Source organism: Streptomyces sp. NBC_01471, from assembly GCF_041438865.1.
Classification (GTDB): domain Bacteria; phylum Actinomycetota; class Actinomycetes; order Streptomycetales; family Streptomycetaceae; genus Streptomyces.
The window spans coordinates 3477832-3502080 of record NZ_CP109450.1; the positions used below are offsets into that span (position 1 = coordinate 3477832).

23 protein-coding genes are annotated in these 24249 nt (G+C 68.5%); 17 read left to right on the forward strand and 6 right to left on the reverse strand.

The genetic code is table 11. The features are described from left to right. Positions 1–164: 164 nt before the first annotated feature. From OG285_RS15220 to OG285_RS15230, 3 genes are all read left to right on the forward strand, one after another. The gene (locus tag OG285_RS15220) at positions 165–1139 is read left to right on the forward strand and encodes a DUF2637 domain-containing protein (protein WP_371791238.1); all 975 of its coding nucleotides are present in this window, start codon (positions 165–167) and stop codon (positions 1137–1139) included. A 330-nt stretch (positions 1140–1469) separates the two neighbouring features. Continuing rightward, positions 1470–1856 carry a plasmid mobilization relaxosome protein MobC gene (mobC, locus tag OG285_RS15225; RefSeq protein ID WP_371791239.1) on the forward strand — a complete coding sequence of 129 codons (387 nt, stop codon included), beginning with the start codon at positions 1470–1472 and terminating at the stop codon, positions 1854–1856. Between the two features lie 4 nt (positions 1857–1860). After that, positions 1861–3558 (forward strand): mobilization protein, encoded by a 1698-nt coding sequence (locus OG285_RS15230; protein ID WP_371791240.1) that lies wholly within the window; start codon positions 1861–1863, stop codon positions 3556–3558. On the opposite strand, the gene OG285_RS15235 is transcribed toward OG285_RS15230, so the two are convergent. Both OG285_RS15235 and OG285_RS15240 read right to left on the reverse strand, forming a co-directional pair. Then, positions 3559–4116 (reverse strand): flavoprotein, encoded by a 558-nt coding sequence (locus OG285_RS15235; protein WP_371791241.1) that lies wholly within the window; start codon positions 4114–4116, stop codon positions 3559–3561. Continuing rightward, a complete protein-coding gene (locus OG285_RS15240; RefSeq protein ID WP_371791242.1) occupies positions 4113–5384 on the reverse strand; it encodes a helix-turn-helix domain-containing protein in 1272 nt (423 codons plus the stop codon). The genes OG285_RS15235 and OG285_RS15240 overlap by 4 nt, the downstream gene beginning before the upstream one ends. Positions 5385–5560: 176 nt before the next feature. Between OG285_RS15240 and OG285_RS15245 the strand changes: the two genes are divergently transcribed. The 7 genes from OG285_RS15245 (at position 5561) to OG285_RS15275 (ending at position 11938) form a co-directional block, all read left to right on the forward strand. After that, a complete protein-coding gene (locus tag OG285_RS15245; RefSeq protein ID WP_371791243.1) occupies positions 5561–5995 on the forward strand; it encodes an ATP-binding protein in 435 nt (144 codons plus the stop codon). 39 nt (positions 5996–6034) lie between these two features. Then, positions 6035–7318: a UDP-N-acetylglucosamine 1-carboxyvinyltransferase gene (locus OG285_RS15250; RefSeq protein ID WP_371793541.1), complete on the forward strand. Its 1284-nt coding sequence runs from the start codon at positions 6035–6037 to the stop codon at positions 7316–7318. Then, positions 7315–8550 (forward strand): metallophosphoesterase, encoded by a 1236-nt coding sequence (locus tag OG285_RS15255; RefSeq protein WP_371791244.1) that lies wholly within the window; start codon positions 7315–7317, stop codon positions 8548–8550. The genes OG285_RS15250 and OG285_RS15255 overlap by 4 nt, the downstream gene beginning before the upstream one ends. Then, positions 8547–9086, forward strand: a complete 540-nt coding sequence (dcd, locus tag OG285_RS15260) for a dCTP deaminase (RefSeq protein ID WP_371791245.1) — start codon at positions 8547–8549, stop codon at positions 9084–9086. Before OG285_RS15255 ends, dcd begins: the two co-directional genes overlap by 4 nt. Next, a complete protein-coding gene (locus tag OG285_RS15265) occupies positions 9083–9619 on the forward strand; it encodes a deoxycytidine triphosphate deaminase (protein ID WP_371791246.1) in 537 nt (178 codons plus the stop codon). The genes dcd and OG285_RS15265 overlap by 4 nt, the downstream gene beginning before the upstream one ends. Continuing rightward, complete coding sequence (locus OG285_RS15270) at positions 9616–10737, forward strand: glycosyltransferase family 4 protein (RefSeq protein WP_371791247.1); 1122 nt, start codon at positions 9616–9618, stop codon at positions 10735–10737. The genes OG285_RS15265 and OG285_RS15270 overlap by 4 nt, the downstream gene beginning before the upstream one ends. A gap of 157 nt (positions 10738–10894) precedes the next feature. Beyond that, positions 10895–11938 carry a serine hydrolase domain-containing protein gene (locus OG285_RS15275; RefSeq protein ID WP_371793542.1) on the forward strand — a complete coding sequence of 348 codons (1044 nt, stop codon included), beginning with the start codon at positions 10895–10897 and terminating at the stop codon, positions 11936–11938. Between the two features lie 252 nt (positions 11939–12190). Here the strand turns inward: OG285_RS15275 and OG285_RS15280 are convergent, their stop codons facing one another. Then, on the reverse strand, positions 12191–12397 hold the full coding sequence (locus OG285_RS15280) for a hypothetical protein (protein ID WP_371791248.1): 207 nt from the start codon (positions 12395–12397) through the stop codon (positions 12191–12193). 193 nt (positions 12398–12590) lie between these two features. Here OG285_RS15280 and OG285_RS15285 point away from each other — a divergent pair, with 193 nt between their 5' ends. The 4 genes from OG285_RS15285 (at position 12591) to OG285_RS15300 (ending at position 16677) form a co-directional block, all read left to right on the forward strand. Beyond that, positions 12591–13118 (forward strand): hypothetical protein, encoded by a 528-nt coding sequence (locus OG285_RS15285; RefSeq protein WP_371791249.1) that lies wholly within the window; start codon positions 12591–12593, stop codon positions 13116–13118. Positions 13119–13547: 429 nt separating this feature from the next. Further along, the gene (locus tag OG285_RS15290; protein WP_371791250.1) at positions 13548–15704 is read left to right on the forward strand and encodes a hypothetical protein; all 2157 of its coding nucleotides are present in this window, start codon (positions 13548–13550) and stop codon (positions 15702–15704) included. A gap of 188 nt (positions 15705–15892) precedes the next feature. Next, positions 15893–16480 (forward strand): hypothetical protein, encoded by a 588-nt coding sequence (locus OG285_RS15295; protein WP_371791251.1) that lies wholly within the window; start codon positions 15893–15895, stop codon positions 16478–16480. Next, positions 16477–16677 (forward strand): hypothetical protein, encoded by a 201-nt coding sequence (locus tag OG285_RS15300; RefSeq protein WP_371791252.1) that lies wholly within the window; start codon positions 16477–16479, stop codon positions 16675–16677. Before OG285_RS15295 ends, OG285_RS15300 begins: the two co-directional genes overlap by 4 nt. A gap of 528 nt (positions 16678–17205) precedes the next feature. Here OG285_RS15300 and OG285_RS15305 read toward each other — a convergent pair. Continuing rightward, positions 17206–17547 (reverse strand): hypothetical protein, encoded by a 342-nt coding sequence (locus OG285_RS15305; RefSeq protein ID WP_356826234.1) that lies wholly within the window; start codon positions 17545–17547, stop codon positions 17206–17208. Positions 17548–17561: 14 nt separating this feature from the next. After that, positions 17562–19304 (reverse strand): nickel/cobalt transporter, encoded by a 1743-nt coding sequence (locus OG285_RS15310; RefSeq protein ID WP_371791253.1) that lies wholly within the window; start codon positions 19302–19304, stop codon positions 17562–17564. Positions 19305–19916: 612 nt separating this feature from the next. Between OG285_RS15310 and OG285_RS15315 the strand changes: the two genes are divergently transcribed. The 3 genes from OG285_RS15315 to OG285_RS15325 are packed head-to-tail and all read left to right on the forward strand — an operon-like array spanning position 19917 to position 23676. Continuing rightward, positions 19917–21599, forward strand: a complete 1683-nt coding sequence (locus OG285_RS15315; protein WP_371791254.1) for a DUF4331 domain-containing protein — start codon at positions 19917–19919, stop codon at positions 21597–21599. Then, the gene (locus OG285_RS15320; RefSeq protein WP_371791255.1) at positions 21596–22321 is read left to right on the forward strand and encodes a class F sortase; all 726 of its coding nucleotides are present in this window, start codon (positions 21596–21598) and stop codon (positions 22319–22321) included. Before OG285_RS15315 ends, OG285_RS15320 begins: the two co-directional genes overlap by 4 nt. Positions 22322–22359: 38 nt before the next feature. Further along, positions 22360–23676, forward strand: coding sequence for a tetratricopeptide repeat protein (locus OG285_RS15325; protein WP_371791256.1), 1317 nt, complete (start codon positions 22360–22362; stop codon positions 23674–23676). Positions 23677–23726: 50 nt separating this feature from the next. Here the strand turns inward: OG285_RS15325 and OG285_RS15330 are convergent, their stop codons facing one another. Next, positions 23727–24248, reverse strand: a complete 522-nt coding sequence (locus tag OG285_RS15330; protein ID WP_356826892.1) for a hypothetical protein — start codon at positions 24246–24248, stop codon at positions 23727–23729. Position 24249: the final 1 nt, after the last annotated feature.

The window sequence follows — 24249 nt, forward strand, 5'->3', positions numbered from 1 at the left end:
CCCCTGCGCCGAGGCCGCTACCCAAGCCCACCTGGAGTACCCGCTTGCTTGCCCGTATCGCCGCCCTACTCGGCCGAACTGATTCGCCTCGGCGTCACCTCGCTGCCGATCCTGAAGATGCCCGCCGGGCACACTCCGCACGCGCCACCCTTGTCCTCGGCCTCGTGGCCGTCGTACTCATGGCCTTCCGGGTCTCGTGGAACGCTCTCTCCGACGTGGCCCGCACCATCGGCGCCGACTCCACCGCCGCCCTGCTCTACCCGATCGTGGTCGACGGGCTGATGGCCCTCGCGCTGATCGCCACACTCGTGCTGACCGGTACCGACCGGAAGTTCGCGCTGCGGGTCCTGGCGACCTACACGATCTCCAGCCTCCTGCTGAACTACGTCCACGGCCTCGTACCGACCCTGCACACCGAGTCGACCCGGTGGGGCCGACTGGCCGACTGGGACCCTGTGAACTGGGCCCTTGTACTGCTGGCGACCTCACTCCCGGTCGGCTCGATCTACTTCGGATCGGACCTCGTGGCGAAGGTGCTGCACCACACCCCCGAATCGACCGACTCTGCCCCAATGGCCTCTGCCCAGTCGGCTGGCCAGCAAGCTGACGAGTTGGACAACTCGCCAGCCAGCGCACAGCCCGCACCCTCGAAGTCGATCTCTGACCAGGCCGAATCAGACCCCGCGCAGGCGTCCGAACCGGCCCCCGTGAAAGTCGCCGAGACGTCCGCGACGGAGCCGATCGGGGCCGGCGAGTCGGCTCCCGCTACCCGCGAGCCCCGGTCGGCCGCCATGGCGGAATCGACCGAAACATCTCCGCTACGGGCGACCGGTCGGGTCACCGCCGCCGCAGAGTCGGCCGTCGACCGCACCCGCACCGACGCCCACATTCTTGAGGAGGCTCGGGACCTGACTACCGACTGGAGCAGCGACCGGCTGACCGCCGACCGCCTGCGCAGCGAACTGCGGATCGGCCAGATCCGAGCCCGCGTCGTGCGCGACCAGCTGCGGGCCGAGCGCGCCGGCCAGGCCGAGCCTGTCGCGCACAACGGCTTCGAGGCCGAGTCTCTCGACGGCCTCGACGAAGCCCCCTCCCAGCAGCCGAAGGAACTCGACATGGCACCCGCAAGCACCACCTGACCTCCACGCCCTGCCCTTTCGGTGCGCCCCGTGTCCCCGTGCAGGCAAACACGGAGGCACGGGCCTGCGCGCAGCGAAACACCCGACACCCCCGCGTCCCCGGAGAACCAGCTCATGCACGACCCGCACCATGAACTTCACACCCCTCAAGTGGAGATGCCCACCGTCCTCAACAGCGCAGCAAGTTGTCGGGTAAGGAGTCCCTACCCGGCCTCCGCCCCACAGTGGGCCGATGCATCCGGTGCCGAGGCGGCACCGGAGTCGGCCGGCCCGGGGGAGCCGACCGAGACGGGGACAAGCAAGTCGTCGTCGAACACGCCGCACAAGCCCGTGCACCGCCGCCGTCTGCGCGACAAGCAGCTTCGCGAGCGCCGCGTCCACCCCCGCTACAACGATGACGAGTTCACCCTCATGAAGAACGCCGCCGTCCTGAGCCACATGGCGATCGGCGGCTATGTGGCCGAGTGCTCGCTCGCCGCCGCCCGCTCCGACAACCCCACCGCAGCCGTCGCCGACTACCGCGCCTTGATCAAGGCGCTTATGACAGCCAACGGAAAACTCGGCCAGATCGGCAACAACCTCAACCAGCTCACCCACCACCTCAACAAGGACGGCGCCTGGCCCCACACCGTCACCGTCCAACGGCTCCTGGAACGCGTCGAGGCGACCGTCGCAGAGCTGGACACCGCCATCGCTCAGGTCACTGAGGGGCGGTGAGCGGGTGATACCCAAGATCATCCTCAGTTCGGGCCCGAACACCACGCACCGCACGATCGGCTATCTCTTCGGCAAGGGCCGGGCCAACGAGCACGTCGACCCGCACCTCGTGGCGTCCTGGAACGGCTTCGCACCCGACCCCGGCCGCAGCCCCCACCGCGACCAGAAGGACGCGATGGCCCAGCTCGTCACCCAACTCGACCAGCCCGTGAAGATGCTCGGTGACAAGGCACCCAAGGACACCGTGTGGCACTGCCCCGTCCGCGCCGCGCCCGAGGACCCCTTCCTCACCGACGCCCAGTGGGCCGACATCGCCCGTCGCATCGTGGCCGCCGCCGGCATCGCCCCGGCCGGGGACGAGGAAGCCTGCCGCTGGGTGGCCGTCCGCCACGCCGACGACCACATACACATCGCCGCCACCCTCGTCCGCCAGGACGGCCGCCGCCCCGAGCGCGGCTACGACCAGCGTGCCGTCCAGCGCGAGGCCCGCGAGATCGAAGTCGTTTACGGGCTCAGGCGGTTGAAGCCGGGTGACGGCACCGGAGCCAAGCGCCCCACGAGCAAGGAGCACTTCAAGGCCAAGCGCCTGGGCCAGGAAGCCGCCAGCCGTGACGTCCTGCGGCTGCGGGTGCGCCGCGCCATCGCCGCTGCATCCGACGAAACCGAGTTCTTCGCTCTGCTGGAGGCGACGGGCGTCACCGTGCGCTTCAAGCTTGGTCCGTCGGGCGACGCACTCGGCTGTAACTTCGCCCTGCCCGACGACACCAACGACAAGGGCGAGCCGGTGTTCTACGCGGGCTCCACCCTCGCCCCCGACCTGTCCCTCCCCAAGATCCGCAAAAGCCTCGCCATCACCAGCCCCGATCCGGTCATCATCCGGCCGGGGGACCCGTGGCACCAGGCCACCGCCGCCACCGAACGCATCCCCCACCACCTCACCCAGAACGACGACCCGACGGCCCAGGGGCAACTGGTCGCGCTCGGCGCGACGCTGGACCTCCTGACGATCACCGCACCGGCCGCGGCGAAGGCCGAACTCGAAGAAGCCGCCACCATCTTCGAGCGCGCCACCCGCTCCCGCATCGCCGCCGACCTCGACAGCACCCGCGTCCTGCGCCGCAGCGTCCAAGCGATCTGGCGCGACCGGCCCACGGACGGCGACGGGGCCGGGTTCGCAATGCTCCTGGACACCGTGCTCACAGCGGTGGCGTTCGCGATGCACTGGCACCGCACACACCAGCACGCCCAGCAGGAGGCGGCATCCGAACAGGCCCTCGTCCACCTGCAGACCGCATACGCGCAGGTCTCCGAGCCGATCCTTACGGGCCTCGCGCGACGCGCCCCCAGCGCCCAGATGAAGCGCCGCTTCGCTCACCACCTCCAGGAGGCCGTGCCAGAACACGCCGAACGCATCCTCAACGACCCCTCCTGGGAAGCACTCACCACCGTCCTCGCCGAAGCGGAGGCAGCCGGACACAACGCGACCATCGTCCTGGACCAGGCGCTCGGCCACCGCACCCTGGATGACGCCCACAGCCCCGCTCGCGCGCTGACCTGGCGCATCCGCCGACTCAGCGAACGCCACGCCCCTGGCCCCCGGGCCCAGGCAACCAGGGCCCGGGGCACTGCACAGCGCGCCGCCCCGATCCACCCGGCAGCAGCCGCCCCACCTCCGCAGGCACCATCAGTACGGCGGCGCTGATCAGGCCGGTGCGGGCGTCTCGGGAGTCAGTAGCTCCAGCGCCTCCTCCCAACGGAAGCGGTCCGCCCCGCCGCCAGCCTTCGGCTTATGGGGTTCGTACGAGCCGATCAGGACACCCATCCCGCTCAACCGCTCCAGGCTCTGGCTGTACGCGGGATGAGCGGCCTGCGCCGAGTTCACGTACGGCAGGACGGCCGTCGGGATACCGAAGCCGTACGCCTCGCACAGGATGCCCAGTGCCAGGGTGTCCGAGATCCCGGCAGCCCATTTGTTGATCGTGTTGAAGGTGGCCGGGGCCACCGCGATGGCATCGGCCGACGGCAGCGGGCGAGGGTCGCCGGGCGAGCACCAGGCCGAGCGGATCGGGAAGCCGGTCTGGGCCTCGACCGCCTCGGCGTCTATGAAGCCGAGGCCCTGCGGGGTGGCAACGACGCCCACGTCCCAATTCGTCTCCTGGGCTGCGGTGATCAGCCTGCTGGCATCGCCGGCGATGCCGGAGGCGCACACGACGACGTACAAGAAGGGCTTCCTGGTCTGCCGGTCCGGCTGATCACTCACGCGGGGACTCCCAGTTGACGACTGAAGCGGTGCAGTTCAGGCAGCGTACGACGGCGGTCGCGGGCGGCCATGTCGGCCACCAGCTCGCGGACGGCCGGGCGTCGGATGTCCTGGGCCGCACAGCTCTCAGCGATACGGAGGGCCTGGTAGCCATCAGCCAGGCGGCCCTGCTGGCTGTAGGCACGGCCGGCCTCGATCCACAGGGCGGCACGGCGCTCGGGGACGGGAATGTGGCGGCGCATGAGAGGTCGGGCGGTGTCCAGGGCGACGCCCGCGTCGCCAAAGACGACGGCCGCGCTGAGTCCGTGCAGGGCGACGTTGGTCGGGCTGAAGTTGGCCCAGGCATCGGGGCTGTCGAGCGCGACATAACGGGCGACGTCCTTCGCCTCGGTGAGGAAGTCCTGCGTGGCGGATCGGTCACCCCCGCTGCTGGCGGCGGTGACCCCGCGCAGAAGCAGCAGGCCGAGCGCCGCGAGGTACTTCGGGGAGCGCTGGTCATAGGAGCCCGTGAGCTGGTCGGCGGTGTGGCGGACGAGCGCGACGGCCTGGGCGGTGTGCCTGTCGCGGGCCAGGGCATGAGCGTGCACGCGGACGCTGGACGCGAGGACGACAGGGTCGCCGGAGCGTTCGGCCTCGGCCATGGCGCGCCCGACCGCGAGCCAGGCATTGCCCTGGTCGCTCTGTTTGAGCAGCAGGCTCGCCGAGGTCTGGTACGCCGTGGCAAGGAGACCGGACAGGTCAATCGAGCCAGGAGCATCTCTGGTGCCCTGTCGCAGCTGCCCGATCAAGACAGGCAGCGCGCCCTCCAGCCGGGTGTAATCACATGTGCAGAAGAGGCGGCGTACGTCGGCTACTTGGCCCCGCAGGTTCTGGAGATCCGGCACCGGTTCGGCCGTCAGACGGGCCGCTCCGGGCAGCAGTGACTGGACCAGGTCCTGGTGGGCGGCGCAGGGGATGGTCGGCGCCGCGAGCGTGGCGATGCCGGCGGCGAGAACGGTACGGCGGCGCATGTCCTCTGTCTCGGGATCGGAGGGGCTGATGTCCGAAGCGGCGGCGAGGCCGAGGCGGTGCGTAGGAATCGCCAGCACCTGCGCGACCTCGCGCAGCATGCGGACGTCGTCCGCGCCCCTGCCATTTTCCAGGCGGCTCACCTTGGACTGGTGATATCCCAGGACAGAGGCGACGTCCTTCTGCGAGCGCCGCTGTAATACGCGTGCCTGACGGATCACTTCACCGATCCGCCTCGCTTCGCTCTGCGCTTCGGCCATCTGTGCCACAGCTCCTCCCGCCGTCGCCGATCCTGCCTGCTCAACCGAGCCTAATGGACTGGTGGTTCGCCGTGATGCAGCTTCTGCATAGACGATGCAGCACCGGCACACGTCCTGGTTCGAAGGACCGGTGGAGCGGTTACGTGGAGCGGCCGAACCCATCCAGGAGGCCGCTCATGGAAGCGCACCACATCCGGATTTCCGTCTCCGGCACATCTGCCGGTGCCGCGTCCGCGCGTCGACGGATCGCGGAGGAGATACGAGCTTGGGGCACCCTCCTGGGGTCTGAAGTCCTGGACGCGGCAGAGCTGGTGGCCTCGGAGCTGATCACGAACGCGGTTCGACACGCGCCCGGAGGCCCGATCGCGGCCAGTGCCGCCCTCAACAACAAGGCACTGCGGATCGCGGTGATCGACACCAGCTCCGACATCCCCGAAGTCAGCCTGCCGGATACGGACGACGAAGGCGGACGCGGCCTGTTCCTCGTCACCGCACTCGCGGACCGCCACGGATTCGACCCGCTGCCTTCAGGCAAGCGCTGCTGGGCCGAATTCGCGTTCAGTGCACCGCTCCTTGCCGTCGCAACACATACACCCCAACAGAGGAGTTGACTGTTGCCAGCCGTACGCATTCCCCCAGTCGCCGCCGAAGTGGTCGCCGTGCGACCGAGCATTCCGCTTGCCGGCGCGGTGACCGTTGACGGATCGAAGAACGCGGCCCTGCCCTTGCTGGCCGCCGCGGCGGCCATGCACCGCCCTGTGCACCTGAGCAATGTCCCGGCGAACACAGATGTCGAGACGATGCTCACCCTTCTTCAGCAGTCCGGCTGGCATGCGGCCCGCCCGGTCAGCGACCCCCACACCGCGGTGATCCTGCCGAGCGACAAACTGCAGCCGGATCCGGATCCCCAGGTCGCTGCCCGCATCCGGGCCTCGTACTACCTGGTTCCGGCCTTGCTCGGCGCATACGGACGAGCCCGTCTGCCGTGGCCGGGCGGCTGCGCCATCGGAGAACGCGGGATGGAGCAGCACTTCAAGGTGTATGAGCGCTTCGGCGACCGCTCGACTGTCGATGACCATGGCTACCTCGTAGAGGCGGCCGTGGGTGGACACGGCACGGTGTCGATCATGTTGCCCTTCCGGTCTCGCGGCGCGACCATCGCTGCCCTCCTCCGCGCGGTCGTCGCCGATCGGCCGCTGCGCCTGGGGCAACCGAATTTGTCGCCCGAAGTACTGAGCGTCGTGGAGGCGTTGAAGACATCCGGATGGGAGTGCCGGATCAGCGAGACCATCATTGCGCTTCAGCCGCCTCGTTCCGCTTCCGGCGACACCCTCGTGTGGAAGGTACCCGGGGACAAAATCGAGGCCGGCACCCTGGCCTGCGCCGTCGCGGTGACCGGCGGCAACGCACAGATCCTCGGCGTACACAGTGACGACATCGCGCCCCTGGTCAACGCACTGCGCTGGCTCGGCATACCCGCGGAGGCCCAGAACGGCACCCTCGCCGTCCAGGCCGAGGGCGCCCAGCCCACCGGCCGCCCGCTGCGAGCCATTGCATCCCTGTCTCCCGGCGGTCTGGACGCAGACTTCGAACCACCGCTGATTGCCCTGGCCCTCACTCTCCCCGGCAACCACCTGTTCGCCGACGACATCAACCCCGGCCGCCACGGCAACCTGCTGCCCCAGCTCACCCGCCTGGGCGCCACGATCGACGAGCTGTCGCCCACCCAGTGCCGCTTCACCGGTCCACAGCAGCTGACCGGTGCCGGAGTGGAGGCCACCGACATCCGCACAGGCTCCGCCCTCCTCATCGCCGGCCTCACCGCTCACGGCGTCACCACGCTCGGCGGCCTCGAACAGCTCCACCGCGGCCACGCCGACCTGCCCGTCAAGCTGCATACCCTCGGAGCGGACATCTGCGAGGTACTCCCGTGAACCGGCAACTCCGGCAGATCATCGCCACGACCGACGTCCACTCCGCGTTCGACTCGGCCACCCCGATGCTCACCTACCTCCACGCTGCCAGGCCCGACAGCCTGATCGTGGACTGCGGCGACTTCTTCGAGGGGAGCGGCTACTACCACCTCGGCAAGGGACGCATCGAACGCGAAGCCCTCACCACCCTGTACGACCTCATCGCGCCCGGAAACCACGGCTGGCCGCACTACTTCGAGCCGCAGCTCCAGCAGATGACGGTGTGCGCGAACACGAGCGACGACAGCGGCAATCCGCTCTTCGACCGCGTACGCATCCAGGACATCGGCGGACGCCGAGTCGCAATCACCGCCGTCATGGGCCCGCAGGCGTTCCACACCATCCCCGTCGGCCAACGCGCCGACCACCGCGTCAGCAATCCAGCCCAGGCCCTGCGCGAGGTGATGCTGGAGCACCACCACCGCGCCGACGCCTGGATAGTGCTGTCCCACTCCGGCTTCAAGGAGGATCTGAAACTGGCCGCCGCCTGCCCGTTTGCCGACGTCGTCTTCGCCGGGCACTGCCACAGCGACACCCTCGGCCCCGTGCACGTCGGCGACACGCTCGTGGTCAAGGGACGCGAACTCGGAGTCGGGTACGCCGCTGCCGAGCCCGTTGGAAGCGGCTGGGCCGCCCGCACCTGCGCTTTCCCTGACGCCTCTGCCACTCCCCGCCACCTCACCGCACTGCTGGACGAGATCGCGACCGTCGGACAGCAGCTCCGGAGCCCCCTCGGCACGCTGGACGAGCCCTTCCGAAACGCGCCCCTGGACCGCCGCTGGCTCCTTGAAGAGATCGCCAGCCGACTGCACTGCGGTCTCGGCGCTGACGCGGTCGTGCTCAACGAGACCGCCCTGCGCTCCGTGGAGCTCGGCACCACTCTCACCGTCGGGAATCTGCTGGCCATCGAGCCCTTCGGTAACCAGCTCGTGCACGCCTTCCTCCCCGAGCAACACGCCCAGGACCACGACAAGTTGCTCGACCGCCTCACCGAACGGGTCGGTCCCCTGATCGTCGCCCCTGCTCCCCTGCCCTCGGCGATCCGCACCGTACTGACCACCGACTACCTCGCCGACACCTGCCTCGGCGGGCGAACCCACCCAGCAGGTATCCGGCTCGGTCAGGCCGTACGCCACGTCCTGACTGCCCCAATCCCCAACCCCACCGAGTCCCAAGAAAGAGGCGAGCAATGATCCTCACCGGGCCTGAGATCAACGCTGCCGTGACCGACGGACGCTTACGGATCACCCCCTTCACTCCGGACCAGACGAACCCCAACAGCTACAACGTCCGCCTCGCTCCGACTCTGCTGACGTACACCGCCAAGGTGATCGACGCCCACCAAGTCAATCTCACGCGCTCGGTCCTGATCGGCGAGGACGGGTACGTCCTCCAGCCCGGCGAGCTGTACCTCGGCCACACCGTCGAGGAGGTCGGCTCCGACGTCTTCGTCCCCCTGCTCTTCGGCCGCTCCTCGGTCGGGCGCCTCGGCCTGTTCGTCGAAATCACCGCGCCGATCGGAGACATCGGCTTCCACGGCCAGTGGACCTTGATGCTCTCGCCCATCCGCCCGCTGCGGGTCTACGCGGGCATGAAGATCGGGCAGATCATGTTCTTCGTCTCCACTGGTGACGTCGACCTCTACCGCGGCAAGTACCAGGGTGCCTCCGGCCCGCAGTCCTCTCGGTACTGGCGGGACGCGGCACGCATCCAGGCAGTCGCCTCATGATTCTCACGGGCCCCGCCATCGCCGCCGCCATCACCGCGGGAGAGATCACCATCTCCCCTTACGACCCCACGCGTCTCTCCCCCAACGCCTACGACTGGCGGCTGGGCGATACGCTCCGCACCTGTAACGGCGACTTGGATGCCGCCGCTCCCACCGCGTACACGGAACAATCCATCCCCGTCACCGGCTTGGTCCTGAATCCCGGAGCGCTCTACCTCGGCGTCACTCTGGAGAAGACCGGCTCAGACACGTATGCACAGCTACTCAACGGCGACCGCACCATCGGCGCCCTCGGTATCTGGGTCCACGTCTCCGCACCGCTCGGCCACCAGGGCCACGCGATCCGCTGGACCCTGGAGATCCGAGCAGCCAAGCCCGCCCGGATCTATCCGGGAATGACCTTCGGCAAGCTCGTCTTCCTCACCGCCCTCGGCGCCCCGGCCAGCTACCAGCAACAACGCGCCAAGTACGCGGCCACGAACGGCATCGACATCTCCCGCCTGTACGAAGAGATCCCCCAAGGAGCGCTGTGAGTTCCGCCGTACGCCCGGCCACAGGTCCGCTGGCCGCCACCTTCCTGGACCTCCCGGCCGGAAGTCCTGGCGGCAGCGTCGAACTCTTCCTAAACCTCTACACGGGAGACAATCCCCTCATCCCCGCACGGGCCTTCATGCTGGCGCCTGTCGGCCACAGGCCCCGTCTCCCGGCCGGGCTCGACCTGCTGGCAGTCTCGGGGAAGTGTCTGGAAGGCGCCGGCTTCAACCGCTACGTCGCAGCCCTGCGCCAGGCCCTGCTTGCCGCGATCAACCCAGCGCAGGTCGGCGTACTGCATCTGCAGCACCTCACGTTCGGCGCCACCCCCGCGTTAGCCCGGGCTCTGCCATCGCACCCCAGGATCGCATTGGTCCATGGCACCGACCTGATCTTCGCCGAAGCTCACCGGGGCCAACTCCAAGTCCTGCAGGAGACAACAAGGGCGGCCGACGCCATCGCGGTCCCCACCAATGCCATGGCCGACCGCCTGCTCAAACTCGCCCCGCAAGCCGACCGCCGCAAGATCGTCCACATCCCCTGGGGCATTCCCGACCATCTGCTCACCGATCCGCCGACCCGGCCCGCCCGAATCTCGGCCAGTCACCTGCGGGTTCTGTACGCGGGGCGGCTGACGGTCGAGAAGGGTGTCGAGCACCTGATCAGGAGTCTGGCGCCGATACCAGGTATCGAGCTGAGCATCGCCGCCCCCCAACCTCAGTTCCACGCCGTGGCTCCGCTGCTTCAACGGGCCGGAGTACGGGCCCGGTATCTCGGCTGGCTCCGCCGTCCACAGCTGTGGAGGACCTTCACCGAGCACGACGTACTGGCCATACCGTCCACCACCCTGGAGGCCATGGGGCTGGTCGCGCTGGAGGCCCAAGCGTGCGGTCTGCCCGTCCTCTACCAGCCCGTGCCCGGCCTCAACGAGGTCCTTGCCACGTCCGGAGTGGCCACCGACTTCACCCACTCCGCCGCGCTCGCCCGCGACCTGGGTCGGCTGCGCACCGCGCCGGGCCTACTGCCCGCACTTCGGCAGGCGGGCTACGCGAACGCCGCCCGCTATCCACTCTCGGCGACCGCTCAGGACCTGACCACACTTGGTCAGCAGCTCACCTAATGCGGGGCCGGCAGATCGAGGCTGCGGCAGAGCCGATGCTTGGTCGCAGCCTCACGCTGTCCCTGGTTGTCACCCGACACCAAGGCGGAAGCATCCCCGAACCTTTCACCCGCGTCACTACGCTGACGACTGGATGCCGACTGCGAACAGGGAGACCATGACGTACCGCACCGATCGCATCGAGCAGCTGCTGGGGCAAGGCGTCCGAGACAAGGTCTACCCAGGCGCTGTGTGGGCCATTGGCGATGCCGTCGGCATCAGTGCGTCGGGCACGACAGGCGTCCTTGACCCCGACGAGCCGGATGCTCCGATGCGCCTGGACACCGTCTTCGATGCCGCTAGCCTCACCAAGATCCTCGCCGTCTGGTCCTCGATCGGTGCTCTCTGGGAGGACGGCAAGCTCGACCTCGACATCTCGCTCGACACCTTCTGGCCCGAAGTCATTGGATACCCGCTCGGAGCGGCCACCGCCCGACAGCTACTGACCCACACCGCCGGCCTCCCACTGCGGGCCCAGCTGAAGAACCTCTACGGCACCGATACCCAGGACATCCGCGACGGCGTCCTGCATGAAGCCTCGCACCGCCAGCCCGGCGAGGCCGTCGAGTACACCGACCGAGCCGCCCTCGTCCTCGGCTACCTCGCCGAACATCTCTCCGGCGAGAGCCTCAGCCGCATTTCCGCGGAACGGACTTGGCAGCCACTCGGGATGCACTCCACCCGCTTCGGGCCGCTGCCAGTCGAGGTCGCCGCCCGCTGCGCGCCGACCGAACTCGACCAAGACATCGATACACACCTCAAGGGCGTCGCCCACGACTTCTCCGCCCGCCTGCTGGGCGGAGCATGCGGAATCGCGGGCGTCTTCACGGTCCTCGACGACCTCGCCGCATTCCTGCACTACATGATCGAACCCGCGACCGCCCCTGCACGCGCCGGGTTCGGCCCGGCCTGGACCGCAGAATCACTGACCGTCCAGACCGGAGCCCTGGAACCCGTACGCGGACTGTTCTGGCACCCCGCGCCCGGCACCGTCGCCTCCGACGACGTCTGGGTCCACTACGGCTTCACCGGCACCGGCATGTGGATCTCGCCCCGTCAACGGCGATGGGCGTTGCTCCTGACCAACAAGCTCTACTACACCCGCGACCGCCAGCCTCTGACGGACATCCGCAATACCTTCCGCGGACTGGCCTTCGACTGACGCGAAGGCGGCATGGCGGGCATGCGCCCCTTGCGGGGTGAGCCTGTCGACAGCCGTCGCCAGATGGGACCAGGCCAGGAGCACCATAGACGACCACCAGGATGTTGCTAGCGCGGATCGCCGTCTGCTTGACGACGCTGCGCTACCCGCCTGCGGAGAAGGCGAGCAGTTGGCTCCACTGTCCGTCGCCGAGTTCGGCGCGGCCGACTTCTGAGTGCCCATGTCGATGACAGTGCTGCCCAATGTCACCTGCTAGGAGGGGCAGGAGAGCATCGCGTCGAAGACCTTCCCGATGCCCTTGGACAGCTTTGCGGCACTATCGCTGCACAGCTCTTCGCTGACCTCTGCGCTGCTGCTGCCGGTGTAGGTGAAGGACGCTCCTTTTCCGCGTTTCGGCCACGCCAAGAAGCTCGCGTGCGGGCCATTCCGCATGATTCCGGCCGGAAGTGCGTCTGCCATATGCATATCGGCCGGGCGCTATCGAACCACGCCCACGTCAAGGGCATCGCACACATGAACGCCAGGCGCATTCGGGACATCACCGTGGGCGACCGGAACAACTCTTCTCTCTGAGTGACACCAACCGTACCGTCAGTCAGGTTTTGCGCCCGCGTACACAGCGGGACGCGCAATCAACGGGGAGGGCACATCCGTGGATCCACTGACGTTTCCCATGCTTGCCGGCACCGCACTCACTGAGGCGGTCAAGTTCCTGTTCGACCGAGCCGGAGCGGTCCTCGATCGGCGTGCGGGTCGGGTTCCCGTGGAGGAACCGGAGCACGTCGAAGGCCAGGTAGGTCCGTTGGCCGTCCGACCGGCTGAACTTTCCTCTGTACGGATCGAGCGCATCACCGAGGCCCGCGGTGCACTCCAGGTGTATCTGACACGTCCGGCGCTGCTGCAGGCAGACGATCCGGGGCTCAGGGATCTGCTGGGTGCACTCCGCCTGGACTTGGAGGAGATCTACGGGCGACAACTGCCCTTCGGCGACGAGGAGGAGCGGCCCTCGCGCCCCGGCGTCTCCGTCACGCAGCGCGCGGAACAACTCACCGGCAACCAGGTCGGTGTACGCGCACAGGACATTTCCAGGACGGGCCGCGTGCGCGTGGACCAGTCCGCGAAGGTCATTGCGGCGGCGGCGGAACAGGTCGGCGTCGAAATCGACGGAACCATCGGCTGAGAGGCGGCGCAACCGATGGCTCTAGACAATGAGCACGACTTCACCCGGCAGCAGTCCGTTCCGGCTACCGGAAACCCGTACAGCGCTGCCGAAGATTCGCGCGTGCTTCCACCGCCAATCGACCGGTACAGCGACGAAGGCCAGACCAACCGTACGGAGGGCCCCGCCGCCTCCGCCGACGCACCCGCGGCAGTCTCAGAGACCAATGCCGAGTCTGCAGCACGCGCTCGCCCCGAGGTGACCGCGCTGGCGAGCTCAGAGTCAGGACCCGCGCTCCCGTCGTATCCCCCTGCCATCCCACCGAACAGCCCTGAACCAGCAGCACAGCGAGAAACTGAGCAGGGCAGGACGGCACCACCGTCCCCCGAGGCGATCGAGGCCGTCGGGCAGGCGGCCACGCTCCAGCGCGCGTTAATCAACCTGGGCGAGATGATCGGCACGAAATACGTGTTCGAGCAGACCCTGGACGCAGACGCGCCCATCGACGCTGAATACTTGGCAGTGATCCGGAGGGTTTATGCCAAGCCCCGCTCCGAGGACACAGACCGGACCAGTAGCCCCTTCACCCAGGCCCTTGAGATCCTGCGGCCTTCGGGTTCCGTACTGGTTATCAACCGCCCGCCGAGCAGCAGCAGAACCACGACTGCATACGCCCTTCTCGACCAGCTCGTGGAAGAAGGCTTGATCACAGAGGCACGCCCACTCTCCTTCGGCGGCTCCCAGCACTTCCCCGCGCGACGCCTGCCTCATGACCACCGGTGCGGCTTCCTGCTCGAACTCCCGCCAGACGAAGACGGCTTCCAGGTAGCCGGCACATTCGGTTCCGGCCTGGGAAAGCTCGGTGAGCAGCTGGCCCGACGGGACAACCGACTCATCGTCCTGACCCGTCCGGAACAGTGGCGACGAATCAGCCACGGTGCACCGCCGAGTGCCGCGCCGGATCTGGGCGAGATCCACCCCCACGACATCGCCACACGCTGGCTGCTGGCACAGGAGCCAGCGTTCCCGGTCAGTACCTGGCTCGGCAGCACCGGCATACGCCGCCTCATCGGCGGCATGACACCCACGGACATCTTGAACGTCACTCCCCTCATGCTCGATGAGCACCGGAAGGCCGAGCGACTCGCGGCCGATGACGTCTCTGACGTAGCCCGCGATTCGGCGCAGCAGGCTTCTGCCGAGCGGCGCCGCTCCCTAGACGAACAGATCGCCAATGTAGAGGCCGTCCTCAGCAACTGGGAGGACGCGCTCTACGAGTGGCACGAACCAGAAAACCGCGTCCGGACCAGCTTCGAACGGAACTTCCTCCTGACCGCAGCGGTCCTGCGCGGCGACCCGGTGGGCCATGTGTACGCCAAAGCTGCCGAATTGACCGACACCCTCGACAAACGCGACACCCCTGTCCCCGTCCACGGGCAACAGGCTCCGGGCGTGATCGCCATGACCAAGGCCATCGATGCGCGGCGCAAGGAAGACGGGACCCTCCATTTCAACCGCGCGCACTGGGACGACGCCGCGATCGAGTACTTCTGGAACGATCGCCCGCTGGCCCGCACCTCCTTCTTGAAGTGGCTCGCCCAGGTCCCCATCGACGACACAGGAACAAACAAGGAAGCCCTGGAGACCATCACCAAGGACGCCCGCCGTGCCTTGGCAGGCCGCATCAGTGAGTTCGCGCTGCGCTGGGCCGTACGCCATCGCAGACAAGACCCATTAGAGGAGATTGTCACGGCTTGGTACGCCCACGGCACAGACAAGGAGCTGTGGCCCTTGGCTGTGAAGTTGCTCGACAACGCAGCGATCCACGCAGCCAGCGCTCCGTACGTGCACTCCCTGTTGCTGTCATGGGCCAAGCGCAAAGAGCCCTCACTCCAACAGGCAGTCGTCGAGGTCTGCACCGGACAGTTCGGGCGGCGTCACACCGGGAAGGCGTTACGCCGTCTGAAGAACGTGGCCAACATCGGGCTGACGGAGGTCGTGGACAGCCTGCGCGAAGCGATCCGGGTGCTGTGGGCGGACACCTCCGTCCGGAAGACGCTCTTCGGGTACGTCGTCGATTGGTGCGGTGACGAGAAGATCCGGGACACCGTCGGCCACCGAACGTTCACGGCTCTCGCCGCGTCGTCTGCACCAGAAGCCGACCGAGTGCCGCTGGTGCTCCACAGCGACACCAGCCCGGACGCCGACGAAGAGGAAGACTTCCGCCCTCCAGTCGCCGGCCTTGTCACCGGGTGGCGCACTCTCCTGCGTCAGGCGACTGGCGCGGCGGGGGATCGCGAACTCGACCGGGCCATCTTCCTGTGGCTCGATGCGGCCCTTGAGCGACCCCCTCTACGACCGATCGTCCTCGACACCCTTCGCCAGGCCGTGGACGTCCGCGGCCCTGAAGGCCCGACCCTGCGCGAGGCCCTGCGTACCTGCTCACAGGTGTGGGTCCAGAGCGAAGACCGCCCGTATTCGCCCGACCGGGCAAGCCTGAAGCTCGAACTCTCCTCTCTCCTCGACGCCGACCTGGCCAAGGTCCAGAAGCTTCTGCTGCAGGAACACCCCGAGGCAGACAAGTCAGAGGAGCACGAAGCCGAATGAAGCGCCGCCCCGCCCCCGAAGGCGCCTCCCAGCCGGGCGGCGCCACCTGGGTCTGCACTTTCTCCGACCGGCCACGCAGCGCGGACCCAACGCTTCACTTCTGCGCACATGTCCGAGCGACCTGGCGGCGCCGGGACGACACCCACATCCCTGGGTCTCCGTACGCAGTCGGGCAGCTCGTCAGAGCCGTGATCGATGAGGCGGCCGCCGCCTGCGATGTCCTCCGTCCTGACGCCGCCGAGCAGGACATTGGCACCGCACTCGCCGAAGCCCTGCCCCTCGGCGGCGTGGGCGTAATCGTCGTGGGTGCCACCGTGAGCATCGAGGTGGACGAATCAACCCGGAAGGCCGCGTTCGCCGCGGAACAGCTGCAGCAGAACCACCGTCGCCAGGAAGAGCTGCTGCGCCGCGAACTAGAGCTGGACGAGCTGGCCCGTCGCCAGGCCAAAGCACGCGAGGACTTCCTCCAAGATCACATCCTCGCCAGCCCCGCCGCCGCCCGGCTCTACACCGCTCTGGAAGGCTCAGCCGAGAACTGGCCCCGCCTCGGCGGACCGCCAGCCGGTACGGATCTCGAAGATCTGGTCCGCACAGTCAGACAGTGGCAACCCGGACAGCGGTGGGTCGTTGTCGCTCAGGTGATACACGATTTCGTCAGCAAGTTGACCCCCGAAGGATGCAAGGAACTACTCGTCCTACTCGCAGGCACCGTCGAGGCGTTCGGTGACGAGGACGCCTCCCGTGCCCTCACCGCCATAGCCGGCGAGTTCCAGTGAAGGTGATGCTCCTGCGCTGGCTTCTCGATCCGGTCACCAGCCTGCTGGCGGTGCGGCTCCATACCCAGAACCAGGGACGTATGTCGTACGAGGCAGCCTGGCGGCAGGCCCGCGTCACTCGGCACCCTGACGAGATGGGGTACCGCCTGTACGGCCATCTCCCGGAGGACCCCACGGAGGTGACCGAGCCACCATGACCGCATCCGGTGTTCCCCGATCTCCCAACGTGAACCCCGCAGCCAGGCAGGCGCCCCATCGCCACCCGGGCCGACGGAAGCTGCAAACTCGCGCCAGCAAACGTTGCCCAGACGCACCCAAAAGTGCGCAGCCCTCCACACCTGGGAGAAATCTGGGAGACGATCTTCCCTCGGAGGCCAACCGAGACACCGCCGCACCAACTCAGACCAATCCCCTGACCTGCTGATTCGCAAGACCCGCAGGTAGCGATCTTGCTCGAACCTCATTCGGGACGAAGAGGTCGTGGGTTCAAATCCCGCCACCCCGACAGCTGAAATACCAGGTCAAGGGCCTGATCCTCTCTGAGGGTCAGGCCCTTCCTGCGTCTCCGGAGATCGTTGGGGGGTCTGGGAGAAGATCTTGGTCGGCTTGTCCCCAGCGCGCGGTCGCTCCAGTTCCCATTTCCTAGTTCCCAGTTCCAGGACCTCTTTGCGCCGGACCTCGGTCAGGGCCTCCCGGCAGATTTCCCCTGCCTGCGCTTCGTCCCTTCACCTCGCTCGGTGATCCTTCGCGGATAGGTGGCCCGGTGCTCCGCCGAGCTTGCCGTAGAGGTCCATCCAGCGTCGGTCTGTGCGGGTGGGAGGCTTCCCGTCGCAGTAGGTCTTGGTCCCGTTGGCTGTGTAGTAGTGCATCAGTTCCAGGACGGAGCGCGGATCGGAGCGGGAGCCGGCGGTGTAGCGGCTCGCGGGTTGTTTCGTCTGATGTACCAGACAGGTGGGGGACGGGGTGCCGGACTGGGCGTCCAGCGAGCCGCCGTGCGTGGACGAGCAACCACTGAGGGCCAGGATGGCGAGCAGGGTGCTGAGGGACGCGATGCGGGGGGTTTTCACGGGGGCTCCCGGTGTCACAGGACGGGCGGCAGGCTGCGGACCATCAGGCCGAGTCCGACGATGAGGACGAGGAAGGCGGTCAGGATCGCCATGTGCGGAGCCAGGCGTCGGACGAGTGCGAACACCGGGCGGTCGGTGAGTCTGCCGGCTCTGCTGCCGAGCTTGACGAGCAGCAGGCCGACCGCGGTGAGGGTGGCGGCCATGCCGAGCCCGTACGCCAGCACGAGGGTGGCGCCGAAAGCGGTGCGGCCCAGGGCGATGGCGCCCAGGAGTACGACCAGGGCGGAGGGGCTGGGGACCAGTCCGCCTGCGATGCCGAGGCCGACCAGTCCGCGGAGGGTGAAGGGCTGAGCGTCGGCGCTGATGGGTGCATGGGTGTGGGGGCGCCCGAGCAGACCGTGGCGGTGCGGCACCGCATGACTGTGATCGTGACCGTCACTGTGGTCGTGGGTGTGGCTGTGCGAGGTGTCGTGATGCGAGTGGCTGTGGGCCGGTTCGTGATGAGGTTCGTGCGCATGGGGCTGGTCCGGCTCATGTGCGAGACCGTGGTGGTGGGTGTGGCCATGAGCGTGGGTGTGGGCGTGCGGGGCCTCGGCGGTGATGGCCGCCTCGGGCTGCTCGGTCGCGCCGACCAGCACAGGCTGCGGGCCGCCTGGTGACGGGACGTCCGCCACGTGGCCCGGTGTGCCGGTTCGCCGTGGGCGTCGTACGGCGTCAGTCACCAGCCCCGCGCCGACCAGAGCCACCAGCGCACCGCTGACGACGCCGAGCCAGCCCAGCACGGTGTCGCCCGCGAGCGAGGAGAACGTGGTCAGGCACAACCCGATGACCAGGACACCCGCGGTGTGGGTGATGGTGACGGTGGCGCCGACGGTGATGGCGTCACGGGTACGGCCCCGCCGCCCCGCCAGATAGGCGGCCATGACGGTCTTGCCGTGGCCGGGCAGCATCGCGTGTCCGGCGCCCAGGACCACGGAGAGCAGGACCGCGAGCAGCCCGACCGGTACGGTCAGGCGCTGGGCCCCGGCGAGTGACGTCAGGTGCCGGGAGAGCGCCTCCACCCGCCCGGTGAGCCCACCGTCCTGTCCGGCTCCGGATCCGGCCCCAGCGGTGAGCGAGGGGCCGTCGCCGGCGACTGCGGTGATCTGCGCGCTGAAGTCTCCGCGCGGTGTCTGGAGCAAGTCGCGGGGGTAGTCGCGCAGTTCGTCGGAGGAAGACATCTGGGCCACGGAGGAGTGCTTGAGCTGCACTCCCTGGCCTTTCGCGGTGATCTCGTTCCAGCCGACCCTGGTCCGGTCCGCACCGGTCGCGACCCGCAGAGCCACCGGGCCGCCGGTCAGGTCCAGCGGCACCTTGAAACGGCATTCGAGCCGGCTGGTCCGCAGACGGGCCTGTCCGGGCCGGTACGCGAAGGTGGCCGATGCGACCTGCCAGTGCAGCCGCTGCGGGGCGGTGACTTTGAGGTTTCCGGCCGTCTCGGCGCAGCGGGCGGACGCCCAGGCGGCGCGTTCGGCGGGGCTCTGGGTGCCGTCGCCGTCGGCGTCGACGCGCGGTGCGGCCTGGAGGGTCGGGATCTCCGCGGTGTCAGTGACAGCCAGGACGTCGAGGTGGTCCGGGTGCAGGGTGAAACCGGTGTAGTGGTTGATGGAGAAGTTACCCAGGGGGTGGGCCTGCGCGGTGGGGGCCGATGCGCCGAGCAGCCACAGGACACCGCCGACCGCAGCCGCCACTCGCCAGGTGGGCCGGCGGTGCGTCATGGTCTGCCTCCTGGGGCGTCCGAGGGTGGGCCGCGCCGGTCCGAGACCGCTACGGCCGCAAGGAGCCGGGTGCGCGAGGCGTCACTCGTGACGGCCGGACACCTGACGGGCGGCCGGGAGCAACACCCTGACTCCTTACCGGTTCTGCCGTACGCGCGCCGGTGGTAGCGGTTCCTCCACTCGCCTGGCGCACCGGGAGCACCCGGTCGGCCCCTCTTGTCGCCCTCGCAGCCGATGAAGAGGTGCACCTGCGGCCTTATTGCGCAAGGGTCGCAATAAGGAAGTGCGATCCGGCTCTGCGCACGGAAGGCGAATGCCGCCACGCGTATCGCCGCACTGCTCCCGGGGGTGCCGGCGGCGGGCCGGGTTCATTTGAGCTTCGGAGTAGCCCCGTTCGGCTCTCAAGCGTGGCGGCCTGGTGTCGTTCATGGTGATTTATTCGTAGCTTAAGCCGCATTGCGGACACCTTCGCTGAGTGCAGACACCTTTGCTGAGTCCCGACGTCAGCATCAGGCTCGCCCGAGGTGGTCCGTGTGGGGCTTCGAGCGTCCTCCCGCACGCTGCCGCGACCCCTGTCACCGGAGGCACGGCTCCACCGGAAACGGATCAATCATGCAGCCCTTCCGCCTGCCTCTCAGACGGCCCGCGGTCCGCCGTGCCGAGGGCGTACTCGCGTCCGTCGGCATACTCGCTCTCGTCACAGCCGGCACCGTGGCGGGACTCGCGCCCGGCGTAAGCTCCGCCTCCAGCCACCGCGAGGCGCCGCTGACCGCGGGCGACCCGAAGGCCGACAACACCGACGTCTACGCCTTCACCAGCCCCGACAACGCGGACACCGTGACGCTGGTGGCCAACTGGATCCCGTTCGAGGAGCCCAACGGCGGCCCGAACTTCTATCCGTTCGCCAATGACGCGCGCTACAACATCAAGATCGACAACGACGGCAACGGCAAGCCGGACACCACGTACACCTGGGCGTTCACCGACCACATCCGTGACTCCGCGAATCAGTTCCTGTACAACACGGGCGTCGTGAAGACTCTCAACGACGAGACTCTGAACTTCCGCCAGACGTACACCCTGACCTCGACCGACGCCGGCGGTCAGACCAAGACGCTCCTCAAGGACGCGCCCGCCGCTCCCTCGAACGTCGGCAAGGCGTCGATGCCCGACTACGCGTCCCTGCGCAAGCAGGCCACGGTGTCGCTGCCGAACGGCGGCCAGACCTACGCCGGACAGGCATCGGACCCGTTCTTCCTCGACCTGCGGGTCTTCGACCTGCTGTACGGCGGGAACCTGAAGGAGAGCGGCCACAACACGCTCGCCGGGTACAACGTCAACACCATCGCCCTCCAGGTTCCGAAAAAGGACCTGGCGCTCAACGGCGACGCCACCCGCAACCCCGTCATCGGCGTGTGGTCCACCACCGACCGCAAGGGTGCGGCCGTCTCCTCCGGCAAGGGCGCGGAGAGCAGCAAGGGCAATGAGGGTTCGCAGGCTGTGGGCAGTGACTCCAAGGGCGGTCCGCCCTCGCCCGACCAGGGGCAGGCCGGGTGGCACCAGGTCTCGCGGCTCGGAAATCCTCTGGTCAATGAGGTGGTCGTCCCGCTGAAGTACAAGGACGCCTTCAACTCGATCGCCCCGGACACGGACCACACGGTGACACCGGTGGTGAACGCGGTCCTCGATCCGATCGTGCCCAAGCTCATCCAGAGCATCTACGGCGTCCCCGCTCCCGCGACTCCCCGCAAGGATCTCTCCGAGATCTTCCTGTCCGGGATCTGCAAGGCGTGCGGTCCCATCCAGGCGGACCTCAACTCGCAGCTGCTGAACGCGGATGTGAAGAAGAGCGGCTTCGTCCCGTCCGAGGAACTGCGGCTGAACATGGCCGTCCCGACGACGGCCAACCCCAACCGGCTGGGTGTGCTCGCCAAGGACCTGGCCGGCTTCCCCAACGGCCGCCGCCTGAACGACGATGTCGTCGACATCGAGCTCCAGGCGCTGGAGGGCGCCGCCCAGTCGGGCAAGATCGTGCCGGCGCTCGCCGCCGGGGACGCCGTCAACGCCCCCTACCGTCAGCCGACCTCATCGTTCCCGTACGTGGCGCTCCCCAATACGGCCGCCGTCAACCAGGCCGACTCCCTCCACCCCGACGGTGGCGTCGGGGCAGGGCTGGGCGGGACCGCTCTCACCGGTGGCTTCCCCGTCGTAGCGGTGACGGCTCTGACCGGTGGCGCGCTGCTGGCCCTGGCCGGAGCACTGGTCCTGCGCCGTCGGCGTGCGAGCCGGATGTGAGCACCCCTGCCGAACCGGGCCGCCCGTCCTCCCCCGCGGAGGACGGGCGGCCGCGGCGCATCCACCGCTTCCACCCGGCCCGTCCCCGGCGGTTGATCGCGGCCATCGCCGTCGCCGCCGGCATGGGCCTGGCCGGCGCGGGCACCTCCGCGCTCGTCAGCACACAGCCGGCTCCCCGCCACACCGCGGCCGACATCGGGGCCCTCCCGCCACCGCAGACCGCACCGACCTCACCCGGATCGCCCGCGGCCGTTCCCGAGCGCATACGAATACCGGGCATCAGCCTGGACCACTCCCTCACCGGCCTCGACGTGGGCCAGGACGGACACCTCGACGTACCCGGCGACCCGGGCCAGGTCGGCTGGTGGAGCGACGGCCCCCGCCCCGGCGACCCAGGAGCAGCGGTCTTCGTCGGCCACGTCGACTCAATGACCGGCCCCGCCGCGTTCTACAACATCTCCGCCCTGCGCCCCGGCGACGAGATAACCATCGACCGCGCCGACCGCTCCCACGTCACCTTCACCGTCCGGGCCCTGCGCCAGTACGACAAGAACGGCTTCCCCGACGACAAGGTCTACGTCACCACCGGAGCCCCGGCCCTGCGGCTGATCACCTGTGGCGGCACCTACGACCGGGAGCACGGCGGATACCGCGACAACGTGGTCGTCTTCGCCACCCTCACCACCCCAGGACACACCACCCCCACCCGGAGCGGGAATTGAACACCTCTGGTCCCCGACACCTCTCACGGCGTCGCACCTTGCTGGCAGCCGGCACCGTCACCGTCCTCGGCGTGGGCCTCTTCCTCGGCGGCGGCCTGGCGCTCGCCCCCTGGAACGCGACGCAGAGCGATCGGAGCGCAGGGTCAGCCGGCGCGGCGAGTGGCCCCACCGCAGGTGCCGACCCGTTGGCGGCGGACATCGCCGGGCTCCAACAGCACCTGCGGACGGCGCCACGCGATGCGGTGGCCCTGGCGACTCTCGGCCTTGACTACGTCCAGCAGGCGAAATCCACTGCCGACCCGACGTATTACCCCAAGGCCGAAGGCGTCCTCACACGCTCACTGGCGAGCCAGAAGAAGGACAACTTCACCGCCATGGGCGGGATGGCCGCACTCGAAGCCGGCCGCCACCGCTTCACCCAAGCCCTGGACTGGGCCGAGCAAGCCGTCGCCGTCAACCCGTACAGCTCCCCGCTGTACGGGACACTCGCCGACGCGTACACCCAGCTCGGCCGCTACGCGGAAGCGGCAGACGCGACCCAGCGGATGGTCGACCTCAAGCCCGGAGCGCCCTCGCTGTCCCGTGCCTCGTACGTGGCGGAGCTGCGGGGCGACATCACGACCGCCAGGACCGACATGCGGCGGGCCCTGAACGACTCGGCGGGCCCGGCGGACCAGGCGTTCGCCCACTACTACCTCGGCGAACTCGCCTTCAACAACGGGGATCCGGCCACCGAGCTGAAAGAGGCCGAAGCGGGGCTGCGGGTCGCGCCCTCCTACACGGCCCTGTTCCAGGCGAAGGCCAGAGCCGAGACAGCGCTCGGCAAGACCGATGCGGCCATCGCCGACCTCACCCGGGCCGTGCAGCGCGTCCCCCAACCCGAGTACATCCTCCAGCTCGGCGAGCTCTACCAATCCCTGGGCCGCACCAAGCAAGCCGACGAGCAGTACCGGATCTTCCGCGCCGAACAACAGCTCTTCACCACCAACGGCGTCGCCCTCGACTCCGACGCCGCCCTCTTCGAAGCCGACCACGGCAACCCCCAGCAGGCCCTGGCCATCGCCCGCAAGGGACTCGCAACCCGCCCCTTCCTGGAAACGCACGACGCACTCGCCTGGACCCTCCACGTCAACGGCCAGGACCAGGAAGCCCTCGACGAAGCCAACCAGGCACTCGCACCCGGCATGCGCAGCGCCCTCTTCCACTACCACCGGGCCATGATCGAAAAATCACTCGGCGACAACAAAGCGGCTCGCGAAGACCTGACAGCGGCCCTGACCATCAACCCCCACTTCAGCCCGCTGTACGCACCCACAGCACGCGCGGCCCTCACCACACTGAAAACCTCCGCATAACCGTGTAGTCCGGCTCCGGGGGAGCGCCCCCACGCGGGGCTCTGCACCATTCACTCCCCTTGGAAAGGCCGTCGTCCGGGATGCTCCGCAGGAGAGACCGGTGGGCGGGTCCGGTGGCGCCGGCGGGCCGTGTTGATCAGGGCGGTGAGTGCGGAGGCGGCGAAGAGACCTGCGGTGATCAGTAGCCACCGGTTCAGGTAAACGCTGTCCGAGAGGCCGGTGTCCTGGTGGTACGGGGCTGATCTGCGCAGGATGAGCGGGAACCAGACCAGGAGCAGGAGCAGGGACAGGGCCACCGGGGCGCGCAGGTGGTTGAGCAGGCGGCGCCCGGTCGCACGGTCCGTGCGGTCCTTGTGCGGGGGGAGCGCGGCCTGGGTGGTGAGGTCGGCGGCGCTGTAGAGGGGTACCAGGACCAGATCGTGCAGCAGCGCGGCACCGATGAACCAGACGGCGACGGCAACGGTGCGGCCGGTGAGGAGCTGCACCGCGGCGTACCCGGCGACGGTGAAGCAGCAGGCCATGACGAGCAGGTGGACGGGGTGGGCGCCGTAGCGGCGCGAGAAGAGGCTCATG

What these genes read in the sequence shown, in the direction of transcription:
- OG285_RS15240 (WP_371791242.1), bottom strand. Translation starts at nt 5,384, where the DNA reads ATGGCCGAAGCGCAGAGCGAAGCGAGGCGGATCGGTGAAGTGATCCGT.
- OG285_RS15245 (WP_371791243.1), top strand. Translation starts at nt 5,561, where the DNA reads ATGGAAGCGCACCACATCCGGATTTCCGTCTCCGGCACATCTGCCGGT.
- dcd (WP_371791245.1), top strand. Translation starts at nt 8,547, where the DNA reads ATGATCCTCACCGGGCCTGAGATCAACGCTGCCGTGACCGACGGACGC.
- OG285_RS15265 (WP_371791246.1), top strand. Translation starts at nt 9,083, where the DNA reads ATGATTCTCACGGGCCCCGCCATCGCCGCCGCCATCACCGCGGGAGAG.
- OG285_RS15275 (WP_371793542.1), top strand. Translation starts at nt 10,895, where the DNA reads ATGACGTACCGCACCGATCGCATCGAGCAGCTGCTGGGGCAAGGCGTC.
- OG285_RS15280 (WP_371791248.1), bottom strand. Translation starts at nt 12,397, where the DNA reads ATGGCAGACGCACTTCCGGCCGGAATCATGCGGAATGGCCCGCACGCG.
- OG285_RS15290 (WP_371791250.1), top strand. Translation starts at nt 13,548, where the DNA reads ATGATCGGCACGAAATACGTGTTCGAGCAGACCCTGGACGCAGACGCG.
- OG285_RS15310 (WP_371791253.1), bottom strand. Translation starts at nt 19,304, where the DNA reads ATGACGCACCGCCGGCCCACCTGGCGAGTGGCGGCTGCGGTCGGCGGT.
- OG285_RS15315 (WP_371791254.1), top strand. Translation starts at nt 19,917, where the DNA reads ATGCAGCCCTTCCGCCTGCCTCTCAGACGGCCCGCGGTCCGCCGTGCC.
- OG285_RS15330 (WP_356826892.1), bottom strand. Translation starts at nt 24,248, where the DNA reads ATGAGCCTCTTCTCGCGCCGCTACGGCGCCCACCCCGTCCACCTGCTC.